At 42.9% G+C, this 23,720-nt stretch carries 20 protein-coding genes; 13 read left to right on the plus strand and 7 right to left on the minus strand.

Features of this window, described 5'->3' with window-relative positions; all coding sequences use genetic code 11:
* Nucleotides 1–21: 21 nt before the first annotated feature.
* Genes AB6T38_RS08560 through AB6T38_RS08575 form a run of 4 tightly spaced genes read right to left on the minus strand, consistent with a single transcriptional unit; the run spans nucleotide 22 to nucleotide 3,819 of the window.
* On the minus strand, nucleotides 22–819 hold the full coding sequence (locus tag AB6T38_RS08560) for an ABC transporter permease (protein ID WP_372546904.1): 798 nt from the start codon (nucleotides 817–819) through the stop codon (nucleotides 22–24).
* Nucleotides 816–1,580: an ATP-binding cassette domain-containing protein gene (locus tag AB6T38_RS08565; RefSeq protein ID WP_372546905.1), complete on the minus strand. Its 765-nt coding sequence runs from the start codon at nucleotides 1,578–1,580 to the stop codon at nucleotides 816–818. The genes AB6T38_RS08560 and AB6T38_RS08565 overlap by 4 nt, the downstream gene beginning before the upstream one ends.
* The gene (locus AB6T38_RS08570; protein ID WP_372546906.1) at nucleotides 1,577–2,536 is read right to left on the minus strand and encodes a YVTN family beta-propeller repeat protein; all 960 of its coding nucleotides are present in this window, start codon (nucleotides 2,534–2,536) and stop codon (nucleotides 1,577–1,579) included. Before AB6T38_RS08570 ends, AB6T38_RS08565 begins: the two co-directional genes overlap by 4 nt.
* A gap of 2 nt (nucleotides 2,537–2,538) precedes the next feature.
* Nucleotides 2,539–3,819 carry an ABC transporter substrate-binding protein gene (locus tag AB6T38_RS08575; protein WP_372546907.1) on the minus strand — a complete coding sequence of 427 codons (1,281 nt, stop codon included), beginning with the start codon at nucleotides 3,817–3,819 and terminating at the stop codon, nucleotides 2,539–2,541.
* Between the two features lie 236 nt (nucleotides 3,820–4,055).
* Between AB6T38_RS08575 and pedF the strand changes: the two genes are divergently transcribed.
* The 8 genes from pedF to nagA all read left to right on the plus strand — a co-directional run bounded on the left by pedF (nucleotide 4,056) and on the right by nagA (nucleotide 14,874).
* The gene (pedF, locus tag AB6T38_RS08580) at nucleotides 4,056–4,502 is read left to right on the plus strand and encodes a cytochrome c-550 PedF (RefSeq protein WP_372546908.1); all 447 of its coding nucleotides are present in this window, start codon (nucleotides 4,056–4,058) and stop codon (nucleotides 4,500–4,502) included.
* A gap of 3 nt (nucleotides 4,503–4,505) precedes the next feature.
* Nucleotides 4,506–5,399: a transporter substrate-binding domain-containing protein gene (locus AB6T38_RS08585; protein WP_372546909.1), complete on the plus strand. Its 894-nt coding sequence runs from the start codon at nucleotides 4,506–4,508 to the stop codon at nucleotides 5,397–5,399.
* A 592-nt stretch (nucleotides 5,400–5,991) separates the two neighbouring features.
* Nucleotides 5,992–7,689 carry a PQQ-dependent methanol/ethanol family dehydrogenase gene (locus tag AB6T38_RS08590; protein WP_372546943.1) on the plus strand — a complete coding sequence of 566 codons (1,698 nt, stop codon included), beginning with the start codon at nucleotides 5,992–5,994 and terminating at the stop codon, nucleotides 7,687–7,689.
* Between the two features lie 187 nt (nucleotides 7,690–7,876).
* A complete protein-coding gene (locus AB6T38_RS08595; RefSeq protein ID WP_372546910.1) occupies nucleotides 7,877–9,955 on the plus strand; it encodes a 4Fe-4S binding protein in 2,079 nt (692 codons plus the stop codon).
* 884 nt (nucleotides 9,956–10,839) lie between these two features.
* Nucleotides 10,840–12,090: a sensor histidine kinase gene (locus AB6T38_RS08600; protein WP_372546911.1), complete on the plus strand. Its 1,251-nt coding sequence runs from the start codon at nucleotides 10,840–10,842 to the stop codon at nucleotides 12,088–12,090.
* A complete protein-coding gene (locus tag AB6T38_RS08605; RefSeq protein WP_372546912.1) occupies nucleotides 12,087–12,608 on the plus strand; it encodes a response regulator transcription factor in 522 nt (173 codons plus the stop codon). Before AB6T38_RS08600 ends, AB6T38_RS08605 begins: the two co-directional genes overlap by 4 nt.
* 142 nt (nucleotides 12,609–12,750) lie before the next feature.
* Nucleotides 12,751–13,644 carry a BadF/BadG/BcrA/BcrD ATPase family protein gene (locus AB6T38_RS08610; RefSeq protein ID WP_372546913.1) on the plus strand — a complete coding sequence of 298 codons (894 nt, stop codon included), beginning with the start codon at nucleotides 12,751–12,753 and terminating at the stop codon, nucleotides 13,642–13,644.
* A gap of 75 nt (nucleotides 13,645–13,719) precedes the next feature.
* Nucleotides 13,720–14,874, plus strand: coding sequence for an N-acetylglucosamine-6-phosphate deacetylase (nagA, locus tag AB6T38_RS08615; RefSeq protein ID WP_372546914.1), 1,155 nt, complete (start codon nucleotides 13,720–13,722; stop codon nucleotides 14,872–14,874).
* A gap of 18 nt (nucleotides 14,875–14,892) precedes the next feature.
* On the opposite strand, the gene AB6T38_RS08620 is transcribed toward nagA, so the two are convergent.
* Both AB6T38_RS08620 and AB6T38_RS08625 read right to left on the minus strand, forming a co-directional pair.
* The gene (locus AB6T38_RS08620) at nucleotides 14,893–16,056 is read right to left on the minus strand and encodes a YcbX family protein (protein ID WP_372546916.1); all 1,164 of its coding nucleotides are present in this window, start codon (nucleotides 16,054–16,056) and stop codon (nucleotides 14,893–14,895) included.
* A 78-nt stretch (nucleotides 16,057–16,134) separates the two neighbouring features.
* Nucleotides 16,135–17,442: an amidohydrolase gene (locus AB6T38_RS08625; RefSeq protein WP_372546917.1), complete on the minus strand. Its 1,308-nt coding sequence runs from the start codon at nucleotides 17,440–17,442 to the stop codon at nucleotides 16,135–16,137.
* Nucleotides 17,443–17,712: 270 nt separating this feature from the next.
* Here AB6T38_RS08625 and AB6T38_RS08630 point away from each other — a divergent pair, with 270 nt between their 5' ends.
* Complete coding sequence (locus tag AB6T38_RS08630; RefSeq protein WP_372546918.1) at nucleotides 17,713–18,555, plus strand: sugar phosphate isomerase/epimerase family protein; 843 nt, start codon at nucleotides 17,713–17,715, stop codon at nucleotides 18,553–18,555.
* 44 nt (nucleotides 18,556–18,599) lie between these two features.
* Here AB6T38_RS08630 and AB6T38_RS08635 read toward each other — a convergent pair whose 3' ends face one another.
* A complete protein-coding gene (locus AB6T38_RS08635; RefSeq protein WP_372546920.1) occupies nucleotides 18,600–19,400 on the minus strand; it encodes a helix-turn-helix domain-containing protein in 801 nt (266 codons plus the stop codon).
* Between the two features lie 160 nt (nucleotides 19,401–19,560).
* On the opposite strand from AB6T38_RS08635, the gene AB6T38_RS08640 reads away from it, so the two are divergent.
* From AB6T38_RS08640 to AB6T38_RS08655, 4 genes are all read left to right on the plus strand, one after another.
* Nucleotides 19,561–20,742, plus strand: coding sequence for a Gfo/Idh/MocA family protein (locus tag AB6T38_RS08640; RefSeq protein WP_372546921.1), 1,182 nt, complete (start codon nucleotides 19,561–19,563; stop codon nucleotides 20,740–20,742).
* Nucleotides 20,743–20,753: 11 nt separating this feature from the next.
* Nucleotides 20,754–21,806, plus strand: coding sequence for a sugar phosphate isomerase/epimerase family protein (locus AB6T38_RS08645; protein ID WP_372546923.1), 1,053 nt, complete (start codon nucleotides 20,754–20,756; stop codon nucleotides 21,804–21,806).
* Between the two features lie 61 nt (nucleotides 21,807–21,867).
* Nucleotides 21,868–23,115, plus strand: a complete 1,248-nt coding sequence (locus AB6T38_RS08650) for a nucleoside permease (RefSeq protein ID WP_372546925.1) — start codon at nucleotides 21,868–21,870, stop codon at nucleotides 23,113–23,115.
* The gene (locus tag AB6T38_RS08655) at nucleotides 23,102–23,710 is read left to right on the plus strand and encodes a gluconate 2-dehydrogenase subunit 3 family protein (RefSeq protein WP_372546926.1); all 609 of its coding nucleotides are present in this window, start codon (nucleotides 23,102–23,104) and stop codon (nucleotides 23,708–23,710) included. Before AB6T38_RS08650 ends, AB6T38_RS08655 begins: the two co-directional genes overlap by 14 nt.
* Nucleotides 23,711–23,720 lie beyond the last annotated feature (10 nt).

Raw genomic sequence — 23,720 nt, forward strand, 5'->3', positions numbered from 1 at the left:
ATTTTGGCGTGTACTGTCGAGTCATATCTTGGTTCTCACTTTTTGCATACTTCGTTTGGGATCGTAACCCCAGATGGCGAGGGCGCTAAGTACTAATGCTGTCACCAAGGTTATTATCATTGCGTTAAAATTGGTCGTTTCATATAAGGCGAAACGAATCAGTTCTACGCCGTGGGTAAAGGGGTTGTAATAGGATATCCAATATAACACTTCATTTGATTCACGCATTTTCCATAATGGATACAAAGCTGAGGATAAGAAGAACATTGGAAACACCACAAAATTCATGACCCCTGCAAAGTTTTCTAGCTGCTTAATCCGAGATGATAAAAACAACCCTAGTGCGCCTAACATTAATGCGGTTAACAGCAGTGCAGGAAAGGCCAATAGGTAGCCCATTAAGGTCATTTTAATCCCTAATACCCAAGCTATGGCAAAGAACACATACACTTGAATAATTGAAATACAGGCTCCGGCTAGTAGCTTGGAAATCAGCAAAAATGGCCTTGGCATTGGGCTGGTGAGTAATACTTTCATACTGCCCATTTCACGATCGTAAACCATTGATAAAGAACTTTGTAAGCCGTTAAAAAGCAGAATAATGCCGGCTAACCCAGGCACAATATAGACATCGTACGTGATGTAAGTTTGGTAAGGCGGAATGATGGCGATGCCAAGAGCCGCACGGAATCCAGCTGCAAACACAACTAACCACAATAATGGTCTAACAATGGCACTCACCAGCCTAGCTTTTTGTTGTAAAAAACGCAGCATTTCTCGTTTGATTATCCCGTTAAAACAGTACCAATATTTGATCATGATAATTGCCCTTGAGTCATTTTCTGGTACAAGCTTGCAACATCATTACATCCTTGCTCAGTGAGCGCTTGTTGGCAGGGGGCATCCAAGCGTACTTTGCCTTGGTGCAAGATAATCAGATTATCCTCAGGACTAATTTCATCAATTTGATGTGTAGAAGACAGTACGGTAATTTTTTCATCTTCACAGAGTTGTCGAATGTATTTATTGATGCTTTGTCGGGTAGCGATATCTAGGCCAACACTAGCTTCATCGAGTAACAATAATGCCGGTTGGTGGAGCAGTGCGCGGGCAATTTCGACTCTGCGACGGTGACCGCCATTTAAGGTTCTGACTTTTTCATGTTGTCTATCTTGAAGCTCAAACCTGCTTAACTCGATTTGGATACGCTGTAATGCAACTTTCCGTTTTATACCGTGAAGGCTGGCGTGGTATAACAGGTTTTGGGCAACACTTAGATCTAAGTCTAGGGTGCTTTGCTGAAACACGATGCCCATTGATTGCATTACGCTACTTGGTGATTTATTGAGCTGTTGACCTTGCAAATGAATTTGACCATCTTCGGTACTCAATAATCGGAAAATTAACGAAAATAGCGTACTTTTCCCTGCGCCATTTGGTCCTAAAAGGGCGTAGAACTTCCCCGCTGCCAGTGTTAGGTTTACCGCTTCAAGTACTTTCTTTTGCTGGTAGCGGTAGTGTAAATCGGTTACTTGCAACACTGGGCTGTTGGTGTCGCTTTTCATCTGATATTGACTCACGGCTTCACCGCTATACCCCAAGGGTAACGGCCAACTCGAATCGTTTTGATGACGTCTAGATCCTCTACATCAATAACAGACACATCGCCACTGACACCATTAGTGGTTAACAGTAATGACTGGTCTTTAGCAAACGCAAGTTGCCATACTCGTCTGCCCACTAAGAGGTAATCCAAGACTTCAAAGCTTTGTGCATCAACTACAGCCACATGGTTTGAGGGCCCTAATGCTACAAAGGCGTATTTGCCATCATCGGTGAGCTTTATGCCTACCGGTTGAACACGATCTTTATGCACACCTTTTACATGAAAACGAATGGTGTGCAGTATATTTCGACTTTCCACATCAACGACTGTGATAGTGCCACCAATTTCAGAAGACGCCCAAAGCTGCTTGCCGTCTATTGTAAACTCTACGTGACGAGGCCTTTGGTCTACTAAGGTGTTGTCCACTAACTGAAACGTTGTGGTATCTATCCAATGCAACATATTAGTTGTTTCAGTAGTGTTGATTGCCCATTTTCCATCAGGGCTTATGGCCATACCTTCAGGCTCAACTCCCACATCAATTTGTGCTAAAACCGTTCTAATTTTTGTGTCTACCACAGTAACAATAGCGTCATCTTCATTGGCTATATACAAGTGACGGTCATTTTTGTGTAAAGCAAATTGCTCTGGATCTTCGCCAGAGGGAAGGTTGTGGATAATGCGATTAGTGGCTACATCCATAACTTGTACTGCGTCGGATTCGCTGGCGCAGATATACAAGTTTGAATAATCTTTATTAAAGATGATACCCCGTGGACGCATTCCCACCTCAATAGTATTCACCACTTCCAACGAATCTAAATCAATAACCGATATTGTGTCGTCCTTTTCATTGGAGACGTATGCCATCTCACCATAAGCTGAAGTGACATTTGTAAGTAGCAGAGACAATAACAACAGGTTTTTCATTTTTACACCTCGTCCATATTGCATTTAACTTCAGGCTTGTCATAGCCAAGCGTGTCTAGATCCGTTAAAGGATGCAGGAATCCTTGTTGTGGTGATTGGCTGACCAGTGCATCGGGCTGGGCCAAAGGAATAGGTTGTCTTAACTGCCCGTTATAGTTTCGGAAGGTTAACTTTCGACCTTTAAAAGCAGCTAATTCAAATTTGTCACTCATCATGTATTGGTAAAGTTCGTTTGGATTGTTTGATTTGGTTCTGGTCACCGCCTCTGCAATTGCTCTAACTGCTAACCAAGCGGCGTAGTCCTCATTTTGCATATCTCTACCGGTAAATTCATTGAAGCGGTTTTGCAACTGAACCGCTCCCCATTGTTCAATACTATGATGCCAGGCGGCGGGAGTAAGACCATGGGTGCCAGCCACTGGCCGCGGAAGCCAGGTGTTGTAGGGCAAATAGAACCCATATTGGTTGTGAGCGTCGGTGACGATAACCACATCGTAATCTTTGCCTTGGGTTAGGGTTGGGACTTCTTGTTGTGCCATGCGCCGTAAATCTGTGCTGAAACTCCATTCACGTTGACCCACAACTTTACTGCCAAATCGCTTAGCTGAGCGTTTATATGAAGCTGCGATAGTTTGATCTTGTTGATCAGCTGAGCTCACTAGCAACCATTTTTGCCAGCGTTTGAGTACCATAAATTGTGCTAGCGCATCACTCAGCATTGCTTGGCTGGGAATGGTGTGTAGCAGTCTAGGTTGGCATTGATTGGTGCGCCAGTTGTCATTTCGGTTAGCGGCATTGACCACTAATCGCTGATTTGCGTTGTTACTCAGCAAAGTGCTTAAAAGCGCGTCGCTACCAACCGCGATTATAGGGCCTTGGTGTTGCTGCTCCCACTGGGAAACTTGCTGTTCTAGTTCGTCAATCTTTTTATCTTCAAAGATGGTGAGCGAAAAATGCTGTTTTAGAAAACGTCCGGTGGTATTGCTATCACTTACCCCTAATTGAGCACCAGCTGCGGCTAAATCTTCAGATCGTAACTTACTGGCAAGCACACTGTTGGGTTTAGTCGGTTGCTCTATCACTATAGCGATAGGTATGGTCAGGTTTTGAGTGCTTTGCTGAGCAAGCACTTTAAGAGGTACACCTAAACACAACAAGGTAAGTATGCTTAAACAAAGAAACCCTTGGGTCATTCCAGACCTCTTCATAAAGCCTGTTAAGGTAGTTATTTCTACCGTTCTGGCGCTTTTGGCATCATTGTTCTTACTACTAAGCACAAACATGAGCACATTCCTTATTTATCACTAAGTCTGACCCATACTAATTGAAGATTAAGGCTTTATGTATGAGCAAAAAGGATGAAAGGTTTACTACCTAAGTACAATTGGAAGCATTTTTCGAATGGCATACCGTTATCCCAAAGGCTGGATCGTGATGCTCACTCGACAAACAAGATTGCTAAAGTTGCCTGCTTCAAGAAGCCAGCTGTTACCTTTTGAGACAACTTTTGGAGAACCTAATGAAAAAATTAAAAACAGCACTATGTGCTACTACGCTAGCGGCAATGTCGATATTTACCTATCAAGTTTATGCGCATGGCAATGTGACACCTCAGGCAGTTGATGTAACGTCACTACCCCAATTAGGTGAACAGTGGCTAGAAACTAACCCGTTTAGCGGGAATGCAGAAGCGATTAAAGTGGGTGATTCAGCTTACAATCAAAACTGTGCTCGTTGTCATGGTTTGGAAGTTATCTCTGGAGGGATTACTCCTGATTTGCGCAAACTCAATGATCCAAATGAGTTTTTCAGCCCTGAAGAGGCCGATGAGTGGTTTATGAGTCGAATTCGTCATGGCGCGGTAGTGGATGGTCGTGTGTATATGCCTCCTTTTGAAGGAATTTTAAGCCAAGAGGCTATGTGGGCAATCAAAGCCTATATTGAAACCCGTGACGTACCAGAGTAAAACATGATTAATCGGCTTTTCCGTGGTTATTTTATTGGGGGTTTAGTTTGCCTGTTAGGTGCTTTTCCCGCTATTTCAATGGCAAGAAGTTTTGATGACATTATGGAGTCTGGGTTTATCACCGTTGCGGTATATAACGATTTTCCACCGTACTCCTTTCAAGACGGCGATACCCCTCGTGGAATTGACGTGGATGTAGCTGCTCAAATTGCCAAACAACTTAATCTAGACGTTCGCTGGATGTGGATAACCGCAGACGAGAACCTAGAAGATGATATGCGTAATGCCATCTGGAAAGGTCACATCATTACTCGTCAAAAAGCTGATTTAATGATGAGAGTCCCTTACGACCACAAATTCAGTTATGCCATTGATGGTTATGGATTACCAAAGAATGAAATGGTGGTGATGTTTGGGCCCTATCATAGGGAAAGTTGGGCGATCCTTAAAGATACAAAAAAAACCAACAACATTGATACGTTAGCAATTTTTCAATATGAAAAAATAGCCGTGGAAATAGACTCCCTTCCTAGCTTTTTTCTAGGCGCAACCATAGGTGGTCGCTTGCGTGATAATATTGTTCATAGTGAAAATATTTACAAAGCCATTGATTTATTGAATGAACAAAGCGTTGCTGCTGTTTCTGGAATGCGTTCACAATTAGAGTGGGGCATGCCTGAGCTAGGTTCTCGCTACACCATTAGTGCTACGGGTTTGGCAGCAATAAGTATCAAATCGTGGGATATCGGAATGGCTGTGCAGCAAGACTTTCGTCAACTTGCCTATGCTGTAGAAGATCAAGTCACACTCATGGTTGATAACGGCCAAATGCAGACTATCTTTGACAACTATAAAGTTACCTTCGAACCCTCTAGCCTGTATCAAGAAAGCCATTAATTTAGGCCTTCAAGAAAGCGTCATCAAAAAAACACCTCCCAAGGCTATAGCTTTTTGCTCTAGCTTTTTTGTTAAAAAAGACTGCCGAGAATCCAGCATTTTGATGGTTTTGTTTGTTACCCAATTACCCACAAGCTGCGGCAATCCATCGAAGTCATTTTCTTGCCTAATTTGAAAGTTAATTTCTGCTGCTTGGGTAGATGTCTGCGAATAGGGTGACAGGTTTTATCGAATCTTATTTTTAAATCGTTCGGGTAATTAATTTCCAAGTAATGGGTGTTTTTATGGAAGTACTACTACCAACGGACTAAGAATGATAATCCAAGGTTCAATGGTTGTTAACAAGTTGTTGTTGAATACTATTTGTGACGGCGAAGGTGGTGAAAGCAGTTCAATGCTCTACACCGCAATAGACGGACAATAAAGTTACACGCCGGGGATAAAGGTCAGTACTTGAGACAGCCTCGGAAAAACAAAAAAGGTGATGTAACGCCTTAAGTACCTGTTGAACTACTGGAGAATACTGATGAAAAGCCGAAAAATTCCTGGCCAATTGCTTAGTACGGCACTTGGCCTAACTCTGGCTCTGGGAATGCTAAGTGCAAATACGCATGCTGCAGTCACTGATAAAGATATACTTAATGACCAAAAAACCACTGATGATATTGTGAGCTATGGCCTTGGTCCTCGTGGCCAGCGATATAGTCCTCTTGAAACCTTAAATACAAAAAACGTTAAAAAAATGCACCCTGTTTGGGCTTTTTCCCTAGGGGGAGAAAAACAACGTGGACAGGAATCACAACCAATTGTTAAAGATGGTGTGATGTACGTGACCGGTTCTTATTCTCGAGTATATGCGATTGATGTGAATACTGGTGATGAACTTTGGCAGTACGAAGCGCGTTTACCAGATGGCATTATGCCTTGCTGTGACGTTATTAACCGTGGCGTAGCAATCTACGACGATGTGGTTATTTTCGGCACCCTAGATGCAATCTTAGTCGCTCTAGATCAAAAGACCGGTAAGGTTCGCTGGCGTAAAAAAATGGGAGACTATAAAGCAGGTTATTCTTCAACTGCAGCACCTATGATTGTTAAAGGTATGGTTGTCACTGGTGTATCTGGTGGTGAGTTTGGGATTGTCGGTAAAGTAGAAGCCCGCGATGCAAAAACCGGTGAGCTAATCTGGACACGCCCTACTGTTGAAGGCCACATGGGCTACCTTAATGGCAAGGAAAATGGCATTACTGGTGGTGCAGCCAATAAAACTTGGACTGGCGATTTGTGGAAAACCGGTGGCGCAGCTACTTGGTTAGGTGGTACTTATGACCCAGATACAGACCTTATTTTCATGGGAACCGGTAACCCTGCACCTTGGAACTCTCATCTACGTCCTGGTGATAACCTATATAGTTCCTCTCGTCTAGCCATTGACCCTGATACCGGAAAGATCGTTTGGCATTTCCAAACCACACCACATGATGGTTGGGATTTTGATGGTGTAAACGAGTTAATTGCGTTTGATTATAAAGACGGTCGCAAAACAGTCAAAGCTGCGGCGACAGCAGATAGAAACGGCTATTTTTACGTTCTAAATCGTGAAGATGGTAAGTTTATCCGTGGTTTCCCATTTGTTAGCGGTATTACTTGGGCAAAAGGTTTGGATGAAAATGGTCGTCCTATCTACAACGAAGAAGGCCGTCCAGGTAACCCTGCCGATACAGAGTCAGGAGAAAAAGGTAAAACTATTTGGTCTGTTCCTTCTTTCTTAGGCGGGAAAAACTGGATGCCTATGGCGTATAGCCAAGACACAGGATTATTCTACGTTCCTTCTAACGAATGGGGCATGGATATTTGGAATGAGCCAGTAAGCTACAAAAAAGGTGCAGCTTACCTAGGTTCTGGATTCACCATAAAACCTATCTTTGACCATATTGGCTCATTAAAAGCAGTTGATCCTAAAACCGGTGAGTTGGTTTGGGAATTCAAAAACCGTGCGCCTTTATGGGGTGGGGTGTTAGCCACAGCGGGTAATTTAGTCTTTACCGGAACTCCTGAAGGCTACCTGTATGGTTTCAACGCCAAAACAGGCGAAATCGTTTACAAGTTTAACACTGGATCTGGCATTGTTGGCTCCCCTGTTACTTGGGAAAAAGACGGCGAACAATACTTGAGTGTTCTATCTGGTTGGGGTGGCGCTGTTCCATTATGGGGCGGAGAAGTTGCTAAGACTGTGAAGGACATTAACCAAGGCGGCACCGTTTGGACCTTTAAGTTGCCACGTAGCTAGAGGCGGCACCGTGGCAAGGGGGGGTCCCACCATCTTGCCGCGCTTTTTATTGAAATACCAATCCACTCTGGAGGTTAGCTTTCAGTTTGGATTGGCCTTAGTGGTCTGTAATGCTTAACCTCAGACTGTTTTTGTTGTATTTCGTCAGTTCGATTAGGAACTGGGGCAAGTTAGGACACTAATTGCCATGATGACTCTGCGCAACACTCTATTCTGCTTTGCTTTAGTTTTATTTAGTGGAACCAGCTTAGGTTCTTCTATATCTGAACAGCAAATAAAACAAATATTCCCTAAAGCAACATTAATTGGCGATACCTTAGCTGAGTACCCTGTCCAACCCATTTACCAACTCCAAGAATTGTTGGGTTACGCTTTCCAAACCAACGATTTAGTTGATTTTCCTGGTTTTTCTGGAGATAGAATTAACCTACTAATTGGTATTGATACCGCAGGTAATATTAAAGGTATTGAGATTTTATCCCATCATGAACCCATATTTCTTCATGGCTTAGGACCTGAGCCACTAAACGCGTTTATCGAACAATACATTGGCAAAAATGTATCGAATAGAATCATCGTCGACAAAGCGGCTAATGATACTAATCTCGATGACAAAACAGTACATGTTGATGGTGTTACCAAAGCAACGGTTTCTGTCATTGTAGTCAATGACACTGTGTTGTTGTCGGCATTGCAAGTGGCAAGAAACATGTTAGAAGGCTTTACCGTTGCACCACTGGCAATTCCCAGAGACGACTTTTCCCCTTTGAATTGGCAACAACTTCTAGATAAAGGTTACGTAAAAAAATGGACGCTAACGCGGCAACAATTTGAGCAAGAATTAAATGCCTCTTTAGATGATTTTCCAGCAGACACCTTTGCTACCGAACTAGGCAATGAGTTTACTATTTACTACGCATACCTAAATGCACCCAGCATTGGTATCAACTTACTTGGCGAGGCTGAGTACCAGCGATTAATGGCTGTACTTAAGCCCAATGAGCAAGCTTTTGCGGTGATGTCTGAGGGCTTTTTTCATTATCTTGAGGATGATTTCAAGCCAGGTACTGTGGCCGACCAAATTAATTTAGAGCAGGGTAATTTGCCCTTAGCCATGCGTGATCTGAATTTTTATAGTTTTACTGAGCCAAGTCTCGCATCTGGAGCGCCCATAACCGATGACTTGCAATTATTTGTTGTGAATACGCAATCGGGATTCAACCCTAGTTTAGATATGCAGTTATCCCTTAATTTAACCGTGGCGAAAAACCACCTCGTCCAACAGCAAGCCCTTTTTCAAGATGACTATGCATTGCCTCGCACTCTTTTTAATATTGCAGAAGCTGTGGAAGTTGAAGCGCCAATACCCCCATGGGTGCGAATCTGGAAATCTCGCATTGGGGTAATTAGCGTCTTAATCGCGAGTTTAATTTTAGTGACGGTGATTTTTATCTATCAGCATAAGTTGTCAGCCAACCAAAAACTTTTTCGATACGTTCGTTGGAGCTTCATGTTTTTTACGCTGTTCTTTATTGGTTGGTATGCCCAAGGACAGCTATCTGTAGTGAATATATTTCCTATCATTCAAAGCCTGATGAATGGCTTTGATATTCAAATGTATTTGATGGATCCGGTTTTGTTTATTTTGTGGATTTACGTTTTTATAAGCTTATTCATTGTTGGTCGAGGTATCTTTTGTGGGTGGTTGTGCCCTTTTGGTGCCTTGCAAGAAATGCTCGGATGGGCGGCTAAAAAATTGCGTATTCGCCAGAAAAAAGTGCCCTATGAGTTACACAGTAAATTGTGGTGGATTAAGTATGCGATACTCATTGGTCTCGTTCTGACCTCTATTTATTCTATCCGAACCGCTGAAGTACTGTCAGAAGTCGAACCCTTTAAAACAGCCATTACCTTACAGTTTTATCGGTATTGGCCATTTGTTGTTTATTCTTTAGTGTTGCTTGGTGCAGGGGTATTTATTAATAAATTTTACTGTCGTTATGTGTGTCCATTAGGGGCCGGTTTAGCGATTTTAGGATACTTCCATTTGGGCGAGTGGCTAACCCGTCGCAAAGACTGCGGATCGCCCTGTACCTTATGTCACCATAAGTGCGATATTAAAGCCATAACACCTAAAGGGGAGATAAATTACAACGAATGCGTTCAGTGTTTAGAGTGCATTGTTTATTACAATAATGATGATCTATGCCCACCCCTTAAAAAGAATAAACGCAAAAATCGGGGAAAAGCCATTGATGTTAGCTAACAACCAGCATAACCCCAAGCCCGTCCATTGATGGTGTCATTTTACACTGGCCCATCCACGGCATAAATGCCGAGCTACAATTTTTAGCTCCTATTGCATCGGTTGTAGCACGGGCTTTAGCCCGTGGAGGGAATCGGAGAAGGCAAATAGGTTAAGGCAAATAGGCTAATTCAAATAACCCAGGCGCATATTCCACGGCATAAATGCCGAGCTACAATTTTTATTACCTATTACATCCGGTGTAGCACGGGCTTTAGTCCGTGGAGGAATCGGATAAGGCAAATAGGTTAAGGCAAACAGCCCAAGCGCATCATCCACGGCATAAATGCCGCGTTACAATTTTTATCACCTATTACATCGGTTGTAGCACGGGCTTTAGCCCGTGGAGGGAATCGGAGAAGGCAAATAGGTTAAGGCAAATAGGCTAATTCAAATAACCCAGGCGCATATTCCACGGCATAAATGCCGAGCTACAATTTTTATTACCTATTACATCCGGTGTAGCACGGGCTTTAGTCCGTGGAGGAATCGGAGAAGGCAAATAGGTTAAGGCAAATAGGCTAAGTCAAATAATCTAGGCGCATCATCCACGGCATAAATGCCGCGCTACAATTTTTAGCTCCTAATACATCCGTTGTAGCACGGGCTTTAGCCCGTGGGGAAACGGGGTTAAAACTCGTTATTGTTTGCAACCTCTGGGTGTCCAACAAGGTGCGACAATATGTCGCATTGTTGTGTGCACCTATGTTTCTATAATAGTCCTAATCGTTACTTTGTTTATTTAATAACGACCTTGAACCGACTATAGCTGCAGTCGATGGCCTGTGGGTTTAGTTTGGCACTATAAACTGCTATAAATACAAAAATTATATTTGAGCCATTTGATGTCCAGACCGCACCTACAAACTAACCGTCACCTTTTGCTACTGATAAAACTTAGGTATGGGTTTATCTTTTTGCAATTGTTGGTGGTGCTGTTCGCTGAATACTGGTTTGAGTATACGCTTCCCTACTTAACCTTAAAGCTAATTATTGTCATCGAACTCGCCGTGAATATGGTGCTGTTTTATTGCTACAGAGGCAATCGAAACGCTCGTGAGAGTGAATATTTGTTCCAAGTTTTACTGGATATTCTGCTCCTCACAATACTCTTATACTTTGCTAAAGGGGCTACAAATCCCTTCGTTTCTTTGTTGTTGATTCCCGTTGCCATAGCCGCAGTGACCCTTTCTCGCCGTCTTTTAATTTTGGTCAGCTTTGTGGCATTAGCAGCTTACTCTGTTTTGTTTTTTAGTATTGATTCCCATCAAATGCATATGGTGGATATGCAACAGCATTTCCTTGGTATGTGGGTGAATTTTGTTTTGTCTGCACTTGTGGTGGTGCTGGTGGTTGCGTCTTTAGCTCAGGCTATGCGTAATCAAGAGCGGTTTGTGAGTAAGCTACGAGAGGAACAATTACGACAAGAGCAATTAGTTGCCCTAGGTACCACTGCGGCGCAATTTGCTCACCAACTGGCCACTCCACTAGCCACTGCAAATTTACTTACCGAAGAGCTCGAATTTGAGCTTCCCGAAGATAATCCGTTACTTAAACAGTTGAGCGAACAATTACACCTATGTCGCCGCCGCTTACAAGATTTTCGAGAAATGTCGGAAGAGGTTAAGTTGAACAGCAAAAGACTGATCCCCATGCCTCAACTGGTTGCTAAATTACAAGAAGAAGTACAATTAAACTTTGCCGATATTGAGGTGCAATACAGCATTCCTAGCCTAGAAAACTTAGCGGTTAGAGCTGATACCACGTTGTTACCGGCATTATTAAATTTAATCCAAAATGCGGTGCAATCAAGCAAACGCAATAACTGCCAGCAGATCCAAATTCAGTGTCATCTAGATAATCGTGCTCAAACACAGCAACTGGTATTAACTATTCGTGATTTTGGTGCTGGATTACCCGAGGAAAGTTTGCTGGAATTAGGTTCAACCTTAGTCGAAAGTGAACAGGGATTCGGCATGGGAGTATTGCTCAGTCACGCTACTTTAGAGCGTTTAGGAGCACAACTTCGCCTATATAATCATTCAGAGTCTGGGGCTGTAGCTGAGATATTAATGGAGTTGGTAAGCTTACAATGAAGTTGCTACTAATCGAAGATGAGCAAAGTTTTGCCGGTATTTTGTTACGTCGTTTAACCCATCATGGATACGAGTGCGAGCATGCTGAAACTGTGGATAAAGGTCTCGTATTAGCCAAACAATCGTTACCCTCCCACCTCATCTTAGATTTGAAAGTTGGTACCCAAAGCGGCTTATCTATCTTACCTAAATTACGAGAGTTACTGCCTGATGCACGTATTATTCTGTTAACGGGGTATGCCAGCATAGCCACTGCTGTAGAAGCCATTAAAGCCGGTGCTGATGATTACCTGTCAAAACCTGTGGATAGCAAAACCTTGTTAGCAATGTTAGCAGGTGATAATGCTACAGAAGCGGCCAGTGATACTAATATCATGTCACCAGCAAGACTTGAATGGGAACATATCCAGCAAGTTTTAAAAGCCAATAAAGGTAATATTTCCGCCACTGCTCGGCAGCTTGGTATGCATAGACGAACCTTGCAGCGTAAGTTGGTTAAAAAACCAAGAATTGACTGAAACCGCTTTCAATAAAAATCGACTTAGGGTAGGTATTTGTGGGTAGAACTTAGCGTATAATCCATCTTAACAGGTAGGTTGATTCAGTCATGCAGCAAAATATCATGCTAGTATGCAATTTGATTGCTAAGAGGAAATGTAATTGCAAAATCCTTGCTATTTTTTGGGTATAGACGGTGGTGGCAGCAAATGTAAAGCTCGCCTAGAGGACGCTCAAGGAAATCTATTAGCCGAAAGTGTGGCTGGTCCCGCAAATCCAGCTCGGGATCTCAAATTAGCTTTAGCTTCCATTCAACAGGTGAGCGAACAGGTCATGGTCTTGGCTAATTTACCTATTACCGCCTTAGCAGATACTTACGTTGGAATGGGACTGGCTGGTTTGAATTTGCCTAGTTATAAATCTCAGATGCAGGCTTGGCAACATCCTTTTGCTCAATTAACTCTAAGTACCGATTTGTACATCGCTTGTTTAGGCGCTCACCATAGTGATTCAGGGGCGATTGTCATCGTGGGAACGGGAAGTTCTGCCTTGGCCTGTCATCAAGGGCAACAGTTCGAATATGGTGGTCATGGCTTTCTGTTGGGGGATAAAGGAAGTGGCGCATGGATGGGCTTGCAGACATTAAGGTGGGCGTTAGAAAGCTTTGATGGATTGGCTCAATCTAGTCCTTTTATTGAGGCGGTTTTTCGGTTTACTGGATGCACTGATGCTGCGCAAATCATTGAAAGTTATTTAACCTCAAGTTCTGCAAAATTTGCTAATTTGGCACCGTTAGTGTTCGAGTATGCCGAGCAAAATGACTCGGTAGCCATAGGAATAGTAAAAGAAGGAGCAAGTTATTTGAGTGCCCTGGCGAGAAAATTACAACGTCATGACTCTCAACGAATTGCCTTTATTGGTGGTTTATCTCCCAGTGTTATTCCTTGGTTAGATGAAGATATTCAAGTAACAATAAAACAGCCTATTGCTGCCCCAGAATGTGGCGCAATCATGATGGCAAAAAAACAGTTTGCGATATCAACTAAGCGCAATTAGCCGCGTCTTGAAGTGAATAAAGACGCTTTTGGTCAGACTCAGTATAAGTTAATCCCATTTAAGGTAATTGGTCTAATGACACAGGAATCCACACCGACTTACTACCAAGCTAGTCAGTTTTTCGATGGCCAGGGTATTCAAGAGAACGTCAGGTTAACCATTGACGGTGGTGTAATAACGGCAATAGATACAAACCCACAACCCACAGACTTACCTTTAAACGGTTTAGTCACGGCAGGCTTCATTGATACTCAAGTAAATGGTGGGGGAGGGGTTCTGTTTAATCAACAACCAAGCCTGGCCACTATCCAGAAAATACGCCAAGCCCACAGTTTGTTTGGCACAACGGCTATGTTACCCACGTTAATTACCGATAACCTAAATATAATGCAAATGGCTGCTCAGGCCATCGCCGAAGCGATTGAATTACAAGAAGCGGGTATTTTGGGTGTCCATTTTGAAGGGCCGCACTTAAGTGTACCTAAGCGTGGGATCCATAGTGAAAAAACCATCAGACCCTTATCTGATGATGAAATGCAGATTTTTTGTCGTCAGGACTTAGGTCAAGTTATGGTCACGGTAGCACCTGAAAACGTAACGCCACAGCAAATTGCTAAGTTGGCAGATTGTGGGGTGATTGTTTCCCTTGGCCACTCTAATGCTGATATTGAAACCGTTTTACAGGCTATTGATGCAGGCGCTACGGGCTTTACCCATTTATTTAACGCCATGTCAGGACTCACCGCCCGTAACCCTGGAATGTTAGCCGCTGGATTACATGACGAAAGGGTATTTTGTGGGATCATTGCCGATGAACTCCACGTGCATCCCTACAATTGTCGTTTAGCTTTTCAGTGCAAAGGCTGGCAAAGGTTGATGATAGTCACTGACGCCATGGCACATGTGGGCGCAGATGTTGATTCATTACCCTGGTTAGATACCGAGATTATTCGCCAAGGAAATAAACTAACCTTGCCCGATGGCACTTTAGCCGGGTCCGCCTTAGATATGAGTTCAGCGGTGCGTAACCTGCATCACAATATGGACGTCCCCTTGGCCTCAGCTCTGAATATGGCAAGTTCAACACCTGCCGAATTTTTAACTTGCTCAAACAGAGGTAAGTTGGAAGTGGGTATGCAAGCCGACTTTGTGTTGTTAAACGAGCAACTGCATACCTTAGGTTGTTGGATTGCTGGTGTTCAGGTTGCCCATGAAGGGGCGCAAATATAATCTATGCACCACCCGAGTTTATGCTTTAGTAATTTCCACATCGGTTTGAGGAACACAACTGCAAGCAAGTATGTAACCTTGGTTTGCATCTTGTTCTGTTAAACCGCTAAGCTCATTTATATTTTTGACTTGGCCACGACTGAGTTTGACTTTACATCTACCGCAAATACCTGCTCTACAAGAGAAAGGTAAGTTCAAGCCGGCGGCTTCCCCTTGTTCTAAAATGGTGGTTTGATTGTCACCCTGATGATTCACATTCCAGCTAGCAAAAGCGATTTTCACTGACTTTTTTGCGCTCTGGTCAGCGGTCTCTGTTTGAATTGGTGATTTCCCCGATTTTCTTGCTGACTTGGAGCCTAGGTCAAAATGAATAGTGCAAGTTTGTCGTTCAGTTACAATTACTTCGTCGTTTAGGCTTATGGTTCCGGTATTGAGGGCAATGAGATTTTGACCAAAAAGCACATCGCCTTTTTTATCTTTACGATATTTTTGTAGTGTTGTCAGAGGTTCTTTTTGTTCGTGTTTTTCCGCTGATTTGGGATCGACTGTGGTAAATATACAGCGAGAACAGGACTTCATAACTTCAAATTCGACATCGCCAATACGCACTTTTTTCCAACTATCCTCATCAAAAGCGGTGCAGTTATCGACGACTAAATTCGGGCGAAATTGACTCATTGTTACCGGCGACGCCAAACGTGAATTTAGGTCCTGCAAACTTTGTTGAGAAATAACTAAAAAAGGATATCCATCAGCAAAGGATACCTGGCTGCTACTGTTTATTACCTGGCGGCTAGATTGTTCGCCGAAGAACACCAGCTTACAGGGTTTGCCGAGGTAACGGCTAAACCACTGGTCATAGTTCCTGTGGCAATATTGACCATTGATGGTATCTTGCCAAACCTTAACCATCTGATAGTTTTCAGAAAAATCTGCATATTTTATGGTTAACTCGGGCATACCTGGCGCATTTAAACGCAAACCTGTTGCAGTAACTTGAGTTTCGACCAGACACAAGGTGCTGTCGGTTCTGGCGGTAATAAAAGTGCCGTTGGTTTGGGTTAATACAAATCGACGATCAAACTCCAAGCCCATTTGCTCTACTTTGCTTGTGGCTAAGGAAATACCTGCACAGGATTTGATGGGATAGATATTGATTTGACTTAAGCTTAGTTTAGACACAATGTTTTTCTTATTCGGTAAAATGTTGAAGCACTGCTATTCATATAACAGTGCCTAAATGATGGCCTTTAAGCCATGTTATTGGGATGCACTGTTTAGATAATCCATGGCTAAAGATGACATTACTTTCACACCAGTTTTTAAGGCCTTTTCATTGACGTAAAAATCAGGACTGTGATTAGTTTTCATATCCTCTTCTGGCACACCATCGGCTCCTATACCCAACATAAAATATAATCCTGGAATTTTGTCTTGGAAATAGGAAAAGTCTTCTCCGGCCATAATTACCGCGTTATGGCGTACATGCTCTTCACCAACCACTTTTTTGATGGTGGGTAGCATCTGTGCTGTTAATGCCTCATCGTTGTAGGTAACTAAGGTCGCTGAAATCACCTTAAATTCCGCCTTGGCTCCGGTTAATGAGGCGGCTGTTTCAACGGTTGATTTTAAGCGTTTGAGTAACTCTTTCCTGACTTCCTTATCAAAGGTCCGGATTGTGCCGCTCATGGAGACTTTCTCAGAAATAATATTGTGTCTCAAACCGCCCTCGATGGTGCCCACAGTAATCACAGAGGGGGCAGCGGTAATATCTAACTGTCTGCTGGGTATGGTTTGAATTGCCGTTACAATTTGGCTTGCAGCTACAATAGGATCAACCCCTAACCAAGGTGATGAACCATGGGTTTGTTTACCCGTTACCTCAACAAAAAAGGTATCTACCGCGGCCATCGCACCTTTGGGACGATACAGAATATCACCCGATTTATACGGCCAGACATGTAAACCAAATATGGCTTCAGGAGCATACTGGCCAGCTAACACACCTTCCTCAATCATCATGGCTGCGCCACCGCCTTCTTCAGGTGGAGCACCTTCTTCCGCGGGTTGAAATATAAACTTAATGGTACCTGGAATTTGTTCTTGCATACTGGCTAATACCTTTGCAGTACCCAGTAGAATGGCCATATGGGCATCGTGCCCACAGGCATGCATTACGCCGACTTCCTTGGCATTATATTGGGTGCGCTGGGTTGAGGCGAAACTTAAACCGGTTTTTTCGGTGACAGGTAGAGCATCCATATCCGCTCTAAGAGCAACCACTTTACCGGGTTTAGCACCCTTAAGAATGCCCACTACACCTGTATAAGCAATGCCCGTTTCTACTTCCATTCCCAAATCGGTTAAATACGCTGCCACGGTTTTAGCTGTTCCGATTTCGCGATTAGATAGTTCAGGATTCTCATGAAAGTGACGTCTTAGTTTAATGACTTCAGATTCTATCTCGTCACTTTTTTGGGCTATTAAGGTTTCTAAATCAGCGCTGAATGCTTGGCTAGAAAGCACTAAAGCGAGCATTAAAATTATAAAATATTTTGAAAGTTTCACCCTGTTGATCCTTTAAATCTAAACTTGGTTTAAGCAGTCTACTAAATTTAACTTTTATAATCTTGGTGTTATCTGGGAATTAAATAATATGATTATTAGGCCATGGGATGAGGTAGGTTTTTATCAAGGTGGAGTGGGCTAAAACGTTAACAAAATGTTATTCGCTGAAATTGTTATAGCTTCAACCGATTTTATTATACGGGTTCTAGCCCACAAGCTTATATGATTTCGGCTATTCCAATATCAATCAATCGACCACGGAAGTAAGTCATGACAACGATGAAACGACTTGTAAGTAGCCTAACGATCAGCCTTTGCCTTTTATCTAGTGCCCAATTATCTGCCCATGAATTGGGGCTGCAATTATACAGTTTACGTCATCAATTTGCAGACGACCCAGCCAAGACGCTCGATCAAATTCAAGATTGGGGATTACTTGCTGTGGAAGGTAGTCGTGATTTGTATGGTTATTCCGTTGAAGAGTTTAAAGCACAATTGGATAAGCGCGGTATTGATGTGGTGAGCACAGATACCAGCTTTGAGGAAATTAGAGATAACCCTATGGCTGCGGTGTACAGAGCAAAATTTTATGGCGCAAAATATACCACTTTTTATTGGGTCCCCCACGGTGAAAACTTCTTGTTTGAAGATGCTAAGAAGACCGTTAAAGTAATGAATGAAGCTGGTGCTTTGCTCAAAAAGCACGGTGTGACCTTGCAATATCATGCCCATGGATATGAGTTTCTCCCCTATAAGGATGCAACTTTGTTTGATTACATTATTCAGAATGTGGATCAGGCAAAATTTCAAATGGATGTATTTTGGGCCAAACACGGTGGAATGAACCCAGCAGCGTTACTCAAAAAATACCCGGGGAAATTCACATCATTGCACCTAAAAGATCGTAAAAAAGGCACTCCTAATTCGTCTAAAGGCTCAGCGGATGGTGATACCAATGTGGTGTTAGGCCAAGGAGATGTGGGCGTGGCAGCAGTGGTTGCTGAAGCTAAAAAGCAAGGTATTAAGTACTTCTTTTTAGAAGATGAGTCCTCTAGAGTGGTTCAGCAGATACCTGAAAGCATAGCTTATCTTAAGTCCTTAGAAAAATACTGATCAACAGTTAGCATCAGTGAGCTTTGACTTGGCAAAGCGCTTGTTTAGTTAGTCTCTTGATTGACAATTGCTTTGGCAAACTCAGGACTTTTCAATTTATCAGTTTGTAATTGTTGGTTTTGCATTTGTTCACGCATTTTGGATGGGTGAAAACCAAAAAACTGTTTAAATTGTTTGGTGAAATAGCTGTGATCGCTAAATCCACATTTAAACGCAATTTCCGAAATAGGCGTATCGGTTTCCACCAATAATAACCGCGCATTTTCCAATCTGACTTCATTGATAATGCGCGTGGGTGTCTTGGATAATTGCTTTTTAAAACGTCGTTCAAGGGCGCTGACGGATAAGTGAGATAACTCCGCCAGTTCGGTTAACGAAATCCCACGGTGGTAATTATTACGAATAAAATCCAGTGGCACACGGATACTTTCAAAATTAGTTAGGGCTTGTGAGGACTTATGGAAATGCCGAGTAATGCCATAGGAACCGATAATCTTGTCATTTTTATCTCGCAACGGTCGTTTTGAAGTTGAAAACCAACCTAACTCACCATCTTTAGATAGATTCATTTCTAAGCGAGCGGTAATTAATTCACCATCCAGTAGTTTCCGATCGTCAGTGATATATTGCAATGCTAAATGGGGGGCAAAAAGTTCTGTATCTGTCTTTCCATACACTTGGCTTCGACTGTGAAACCCCGAGTGTTCTAAATAGGCATTGTTGGCATAAACGACACGACTTTGACGATCTTTAATCCAAAACAAAATGTCAGGGGTGAGCTCAAACACTTCTACTAGTTGTTTGAGCTCTAGCTCCCCCATAGATTCAATCCAGAATTGTGACATATCTCCCTCCGCTAACCAGTCAAGACTAGTTTATCTGATTTTACCCTAGTGCGCGCCGAAATTATTGCACTATTGACCGATTAAATCATATCTAGAGCAATAGTAAATTACCTATACTTGATAATGATTTGTTACAAAAATTGGTTGAGGTTAGGTCTTCATGGAAATCGATAGGTCGTTGAAAAAAATTCGAATGGGTATGGTAGGTGGTGGTCAAGGTGCCTTTATTGGCGCTATTCATCGCGCAGCAGCTAACCTAGATGGTAAGATTGAACTGGTTTGTGGTGCATTTAGTTCTGATCCGCAAAACAGTCAAAAAAGCGGGCAACTGTTGAGTGTACCTGCAGCACGCTGCTATTCAGATTTTAACACTATGTTTACACAAGAAGCTAAACTCCCAGCCTCCCAACGGATGCAGTTTGTTTCCATAGTTACGCCGAATCATTTACATTTTCCTGTGGCCGTAGCCGCACTGCGGGCTGGCTTCCATGTAATGTCCGATAAACCGGCAACCTTTACCTTAAACGAAGCCCTAGAACTGAAAAAGATTATTGAACGCTCTGGTTGTTTGTATGGCCTCACCCATACCTATACTGGTTATCCAATGGTCAAAGAAGCCACAGCTAGGGTGGCCAATGGCGAGTTGGGAGAGATCACTAAGATAGTTGTGGAGTACTCTCAAGGTTGGTTAGCCAACAAAGAAGATGAACAGGGTAAACAAGCCAGTTGGCGTTTAGATCCGGAGCGCGCAGGGGTGAGTTGTTGCATGGGAGACATAGGTGTCCATGCCGCTAACTTAGCCGAAACCATTAGCGGATTGGAAATTGTCCAATTATGTGCGGATTTAGAGCCAGTAGTTGATGGGCGTGAGTTAGATGATGATGGCACTGTGTTGTTGCGTTTTAACAACGGCGCTAAAGGGGTTTTATTATCTAGCCAAATTGCTGTTGGTGAAGAAAATAATCTGAACATTCGTATTTATGGTAAAAAAGCCAGTCTGCAATGGCAGCAAATGGAACCCAATACCCTTTGGATGAGATTTAATGACAAATCCAGCCACATGATCCGAGCTGGGGTGGGCGATTGTGCCGCGGCAACAGCACAGAGTTTGCGTACCCCTGCTGGGCACCCGGAGGGCTATATCGAAGCCTTTGCTAATTTATATGCACAATTTGCTCAACAAATTCGTGATTTTGAGCAGTCTGAAAGAACCGATATTTCCCTGCAAGCACCTGGCATAAATGCCGCGATTCGCGGTATGGCATTCATTGAAAATACCGTAGCAGCCAGTAAGTCTTCGCAAAAGTGGCACCCATTTTTACTCTCTAATATTCAGCTTTAAGGAATTAAGTTATGAAGCAAATTAAAGGCCCAGGTATTTTTTTAGCTCAGTTCGCTGCTGACGAATCACCTTTTAACAGCTTAAATGATATTTGTCAGTGGGCTTCATCTCTGGGGTTTAAAGCAGTGCAAATACCCACTTGGGATGAACGCATCTTTGATTTGCAAAAAGCCGCCAGCAGTCAAACTTACTGTGCTGATATTGAAGCCACAGTAGCTAAATATGGCATGGTGATCAGTGAATTATCCACCCATCTACAGGGCCAATTAGTCGCCGTGCATCCTGCTTACGATGAAATGTTTGATAGTTTTGCCCCTAATGAGGTTAAAGACAACCCTAGTGCACGCCAACAATGGGCGGTGCAGCAAATGTTGTGGGCGGCCAAGGCGAGTGCCAATTTGGGATTAACTGCTCACGCGAGCTTTTCCGGCGCGTTGTTGTGGCACACAATGTATCCCTGGCCACAGCGACCAGCGGGATTAGTGGAGCGGGGGTTTGAAGAGTTAGCCAGTCGTTGGTTACCTATTTTGGATGCCTTTGATGAGGCTGGCGTGGACCTATGTTACGAATTACATCCAGGTGAAGATCTTCATGACGGAGCTTCCTTCGAGCTGTTCTTGGCAGCTGTTAATCATCATCCTAGAGCGAATATTTTATATGATCCAAGCCACTTTATTCTGCAGCAGCTCGACTACTTAGCCTTTATCGATTTGTATCACCATAGGATTAAAGCATTTCATGTGAAAGATGCCGAGTTTAGACCTTCGGGTCGCGCGGGTGTGTATGGTGGTTATCAAAGCTGGCTAGATAGACCTGGGCGTTTTCGTTCTTTGGGGGATGGGCAAATTGATTTTCAGGGAATATTCAGCAAATTAACCCAGTACGGCTTTGATGGCTGGGCCGTAATGGAGTGGGAATGTTGTATTAAGCATCCTGAAGACGGCGCTGCTGAAGGGGCAAAATTTATCGCCGAACATCTAATACACCCCACGGACAAAGCTTTTGATGATTTTGCTGGTAGTGGTGCAGATGATGACTTAAATCGCCGAATTTTAGGGCTTTAACAGACAATTTGAATAATGCTTGACTACGGTTTGTGGTTCGACTCTGGGAGTAATAATAAAAATGAATAATGTAACTCTGCGCCTAAGTTTAATGATGTTTTTGCAGTTTTTCATCTGGGGAAGCTGGTTCGTCACATTAGGGACGTTTTTGGCAAATAACCTAGCGGCCTCGGGCGGTCAAATTGGTATGGCGTTTTCAACCCAATCATGGGGAGCCATAATCGCGCCATTTATCATTGGTTTGATTGCCGACCGTTATTTTAATGCCGAGCGAATCCTCGGTGTGCTGCATTTAATCGGCGCGGTGTTGATGTACTGCCTTTATCAAGCCACTGATTTTAGTGTTTTTTATCCATTTGTTTTAGGTTATATGATTGTTTATATGCCGACCTTAGCCTTGGTTAATTCCGTGGCGTTTTCACAAATGCGCGAGCCCTCAAAACAGTTCGGAAAAATTAGAGTGTGGGGCACCATTGGCTGGATTGTAGCGGGTTTATCCATAAGTTATTTGTTCGCATGGGATGGAAAAGATGCAATAGCTCAAGGCATGTTAGCCAATACCTTTTTATTAAGTGCTGCAGCGTCATTATTGCTGGGACTGTTTAGTTTCATGTTGCCAAAAACACCTCCTAAAAGTGCCGGGGAACAAATGGGGTTACATGAAATATTAGGATTGGATGCCCTAGCCTTATTGAAAGATAAGAATTTTTTAGTGTTTTTTATATCTTCTATATTAATTTGTATTCCTTTGGCTTTTTATTATCAAAATGCCAACCCATTTTTAACGGAAACCGGTGTTACCAATGCAACGGGGAAAATGACCCTAGGACAGGTTTCAGAAGTAGTGTTTATGCTGATACTGCCTGTATTTTTAAATCGCTTCGGGATTAAAATTACCTTGTTGATTGGGATGTTGGCGTGGGTGTTACGTTATGTGCTATTCGCTTATGGCAATGCGGACAGTGGTATTGTCTTGCTCATGGTGGGGATTGCGTTACATGGAGTGTGTTATGACTTTTTCTTTGTATCCGGACAAATCTACACTGACTCTAAAGCTGGGGCTAAAGTGAAAAATGCAGCTCAAGGTCTAATTACCTTGGCAACCTATGGAATAGGTATGTTGGCCGGATTTTGGATAGCCGGCAAAATCACCGACTCCTATGCTACCGAGTTTGGCCATGCTTGGTTCAATATTTGGTTGTTCCCAGCAGTATTTGCCTTCGCTGTGTTCTTACTCTTTATGTTGGCATTTAAAAACGAAAAAATTGCAATTAATAAACAAGCTGGAGCCTATGATGAAAGCAACTAATCTAAGCCAACCACAAAGACGAAAATTTATGCAGCACCTAGTTCGCGCCATGGGTGTGACCTCGGCTACTGCCTTGGTATATGGCTCTAATCTAAATGTAGCAATGGCATATCAGGTTCGTACCGATAAACTCGATGGGGCGGGGCAGCTGTTCGATAAACCAACTATGCAGACATTAAAGCATATTGTTGACACTATTTTGCCGCGAACAGACACCCCTAGCGGAGCAGATTTAGATTGTCACGGTTTTGTCGACCATCAATTATTTCGCTGTCACTCTGAAAAGGAGCAGCAAGCTTGTTTGCAAATTATTAGTCAAATTGAAAAGCATGCAATGGCAAACTTCAAACAATCTTTTTGTCAGCTAGATGAAAAACAACAGCTTGAATTACTTCAATCCATTGAGGCCATGAACGGCTTTACGCAACTCCAACGAAATCAGTTTAAGTTTCTTAAATCATTGATTGTGTTTGGCTACTTCACCTCTGAACAAGGTGCAAGGGAGATCCTTAGGTACGATCCTGTACCAGGTGGATTCAGTGTTATTCCCCTAAAAAAAGGGGATAAATGCTGGGGTAGTCTTGCATACTATTGAGCCAAATTGG

Origin of the sequence: Aliiglaciecola sp. SL4 (assembly GCF_041538045.1) — a bacterium.
Lineage (GTDB): Bacteria > Pseudomonadota > Gammaproteobacteria > Enterobacterales > Alteromonadaceae > Aliiglaciecola.

Coding starts and splice junctions, on each gene's coding strand:
- AB6T38_RS08600 (WP_372546911.1), top strand. CDS start 10,840: ATGTCCAGACCGCACCTACAAACTAACCGTCACCTTTTGCTACTGATA.
- AB6T38_RS08560 (WP_372546904.1), bottom strand. CDS start 819: ATGATCAAATATTGGTACTGTTTTAACGGGATAATCAAACGAGAAATG.
- AB6T38_RS08575 (WP_372546907.1), bottom strand. CDS start 3,819: ATGTTTGTGCTTAGTAGTAAGAACAATGATGCCAAAAGCGCCAGAACG.
- AB6T38_RS08590 (WP_372546943.1), top strand. CDS start 5,992: ATGCTAAGTGCAAATACGCATGCTGCAGTCACTGATAAAGATATACTT.
- AB6T38_RS08605 (WP_372546912.1), top strand. CDS start 12,087: ATGAAGTTGCTACTAATCGAAGATGAGCAAAGTTTTGCCGGTATTTTG.
- AB6T38_RS08640 (WP_372546921.1), top strand. CDS start 19,561: ATGGAAATCGATAGGTCGTTGAAAAAAATTCGAATGGGTATGGTAGGT.
- AB6T38_RS08595 (WP_372546910.1), top strand. CDS start 7,877: ATGATGACTCTGCGCAACACTCTATTCTGCTTTGCTTTAGTTTTATTT.
- AB6T38_RS08655 (WP_372546926.1), top strand. CDS start 23,102: ATGAAAGCAACTAATCTAAGCCAACCACAAAGACGAAAATTTATGCAG.
- AB6T38_RS08645 (WP_372546923.1), top strand. CDS start 20,754: ATGAAGCAAATTAAAGGCCCAGGTATTTTTTTAGCTCAGTTCGCTGCT.
- AB6T38_RS08650 (WP_372546925.1), top strand. CDS start 21,868: ATGAATAATGTAACTCTGCGCCTAAGTTTAATGATGTTTTTGCAGTTT.
- pedF (WP_372546908.1), top strand. CDS start 4,056: ATGAAAAAATTAAAAACAGCACTATGTGCTACTACGCTAGCGGCAATG.
- AB6T38_RS08635 (WP_372546920.1), bottom strand. CDS start 19,400: ATGTCACAATTCTGGATTGAATCTATGGGGGAGCTAGAGCTCAAACAA.
- AB6T38_RS08630 (WP_372546918.1), top strand. CDS start 17,713: ATGACAACGATGAAACGACTTGTAAGTAGCCTAACGATCAGCCTTTGC.
- AB6T38_RS08570 (WP_372546906.1), bottom strand. CDS start 2,536: ATGAAAAACCTGTTGTTATTGTCTCTGCTACTTACAAATGTCACTTCA.
- nagA (WP_372546914.1), top strand. CDS start 13,720: ATGACACAGGAATCCACACCGACTTACTACCAAGCTAGTCAGTTTTTC.
- AB6T38_RS08585 (WP_372546909.1), top strand. CDS start 4,506: ATGATTAATCGGCTTTTCCGTGGTTATTTTATTGGGGGTTTAGTTTGC.